This is a genomic window from Cellulomonas sp. B6 (genome assembly GCF_001462455.1).
Lineage (GTDB): Bacteria > Actinomycetota > Actinomycetes > Actinomycetales > Cellulomonadaceae > Cellulomonas.
The window spans coordinates 1-2,475 of record NZ_LNTD01000005.1 but is presented as its reverse complement, the minus strand read 5'-3'; the positions used below and the strand labels follow the sequence as shown (position 1 = coordinate 2,475).

3 protein-coding genes are annotated in these 2,475 nt (G+C 76.1%); 1 reads left to right on the top strand and 2 read right to left on the bottom strand.

Going from position 1 to position 2,475, the window contains the following annotated elements:
* Together ATM99_RS00465 and ATM99_RS00460 are read right to left on the bottom strand one after the other, a co-directional pair.
* The coding region (locus ATM99_RS00465) for a dihydrodipicolinate synthase family protein (RefSeq protein WP_062100999.1) at positions 1-779 on the bottom strand (779 nt) is incomplete at its 3' end.
* Complete coding sequence (locus ATM99_RS00460) at positions 776-1,486, bottom strand: GntR family transcriptional regulator (RefSeq protein WP_062100998.1); 711 nt, start codon at positions 1,484-1,486, stop codon at positions 776-778. The genes ATM99_RS00460 and ATM99_RS00465, both read right to left, overlap by 4 nt.
* A gap of 168 nt (positions 1,487-1,654) precedes the next feature.
* Between ATM99_RS00460 and ATM99_RS00455 the strand changes: the two genes are divergently transcribed.
* Positions 1,655-2,475: LacI family DNA-binding transcriptional regulator (locus tag ATM99_RS00455; RefSeq protein ID WP_062100997.1), on the top strand; the 821-nt coding region annotated here is incomplete at its 3' end.

Sequence of the window (2,475 nt, the reverse complement as noted above, 5' to 3'; positions counted from 1 at the left end):
GCGTCGACGAGCCGCTGCTTGGTGGCGCGCAGGCTGGGCCCGACGGCGGCGACGAGCGGGTCGACGTCGGCGCGCGCCGCGAGGGCGGCGGCGCGGTCACCCGCGCGCAGCGCCTGGGCCTGCCGCAGGAACGGCACGGGCCCGACCTGCATGACGCCCGAGACGACGCCCGCGCCGCCCGCGTCGAGCACCTCGGGCAGCAGTGCGTCGTTGCCCGAGTAGACGGGCACGTCGGCGGGCAGGGCGGCGACGAGATCGGTCACGTAGCGGGTGCCGGGGATCGACACCTTGACGCCGTCGAGCCCCGCGGCGACGACGACGTCGGCGAGCCGCTCGGGGTCGACGTCGACGCCGGTGCGCGCGGGGAACACGTACGCGAACAGCTCGTCGTCGCCGTCGAGCACGTCGCGCAGGCGCACGTAGTAGTCGAGCAGCGCGTCGCCCGGCACGTCGGTGTAGTAGGGCGTGACGGCCGCGAACCGCGTGGCGCCGACGTCGCGCGCGCGGTGCGCGAGCGTCACGGCCTGGTGCGTGGACGCGGCGCCGACGTGTGCGAACACGTGCGCCGCCCCGATCTCCTCGACCGCGGCCTCGAGGACCGCGATCCGCTCGTCGTCGGACAGCGCGACGAACTCGCCGGTGGTGCCGGCGACGAAGTGCGCCTCGACGTCGAGGTCGGCGACGTGCGCGAACAGCCGGCGGCAGGACGCGACGTCGAGCGTGCCGTCGTGCGCGAACGCGGTCGCGAGGGCGGGCAGCAGGTGGGGGCGGGTGCTCATGCCGGGATCTCTCCGTCCGGTGGGGTCGCGGCGCGACCGGTGTCGAGGCGGCTCAGCGCGTGCACCATGCGGGTGCGCGCGCCGAGCAGGTGGCCCTGCAGCTCGACCACGGCCTCGTCGACGCGCCCGGCCCGGGCGGTCTCGAGGATCGCGACGTGCGACGCGAGCGACGGGCCCAGGTCGACGTCCTCGGCGTTGGTGATCTCCAGCAGGACGGCGAACGTCGGCTCGTACTGGCGCCAGATGTCGAGCAGCCGGCGGCTGCCGGACAGCGCGTAGAACGACGTGTGGAACGCGAGGTCGGCGTGCGCGTAGTCGGCGTAGCGCGCGGCGTCGGCGGCCCGGCGCATGGTGGCGAGCGCGTCGAGCGCCTCGCCCCAGTCGGCGTCGGCCGCGCGGTCGTGGGCGAGGCGCAGCGCGAGCGTCTCGACGGCCTCGCGGATGGCGTAGAGCTCGACGACGTCGTCGGTGGTGAGCCCGGCGGCGAACATCTTGCGGCGCCGCACGACGACGAGCCCCTCGGACTCGAGGCGCCGCAGCGCGTCGCGCACGGGGCCGCGGCTGACGTCGAACGACTCCGCGAGGCGGGGCTCGGCCAGGTGGGCGCCCGCCGGGACGTCGCCGGCGATGATCATGCGGCGCAGCCGCTCGGTGATGACGTCGCCGAGGGCGGTGGCAGGCACCGGTTCGAGCGAGGACCAGGTCATGCGACGTTCTCCCTTGAACGTTGCGTCAACTGTTAACAGGTGACTGTAATCGATTACTGGACGCTCGGCCAAGACCCGGGGACCCGCCCGGACGGGTGAAGTCCGGACCTACGATGTGGCGGGCCCGGCGCGCTCCTCGCGCGCCCGCGGCCCCGACCGAGGAGGACCGTGCCCCGCATCGTCGACGTCGCCCGCCGCGCGGGCGTGTCCACCGCGACGGTCTCGCGCGCGCTCAACGGCAAGCCCGTACGCCCCGAGCTGCTGGCCGCCGTCACGGCGGCCGCCGCCGAGCTCGGCTACACGCCCGACCGCACCGCGCGCTCGCTGCGGCGCCGGTCGAGCGACGTCGTCGCGCTCGTGCTGCCGGACGTCGAGAACCCGTTCTTCACCGCGGTCGCCCGCGGCGTCGAGGACGTCGCGCAGGCGCACGGCGTGTCCGTGGTGCTGTGCAACACCGACGACGACCCCGCCAAGGAGGCCCGCTACCTGGCCGTCGCGCAGGACGAGAACATGGCCGGCGTCGTCATCGCGGCCGCGTCCGGGCGGCCCGCGCTCGGCCCGCTGCTCGCGCGCGACCGCGCGGTGGTCGCGGTGGACCGCGCGGTGGCCGCCGACGTCGACCTCGTGACGTTCGACAACGTCGCGCTCGGCCGGGCTGCGACGCAGGGGCTGCTCGCGCGCGGCTTCCGGCGGATCGCGTGCGTCACGGGCCCGGCCGCGACGAGCACGGCGGTCGAGCGCGCGCAGGGGTGGCGCGACGCGCTCGCGGACGCCGGGTTCCCCGTGCCTGACGACCTGCTGGTGCGCAGCGACTTCCGCGTCGCCGGCGCGCACGACGCGGCGGTCGCCCTGCTCGACCGCGAGCCGCGCCCAGACGCGGTGGTCGCGACCAACAACCTCGGCGGCGTCGGGGTGCTGCGCGCGCTGGCCGAGCGCGGCGTGCCCGTGGCGGAGTCGGCGGGTGCGGCGGCCCGTCGGGTGCCCGGCGC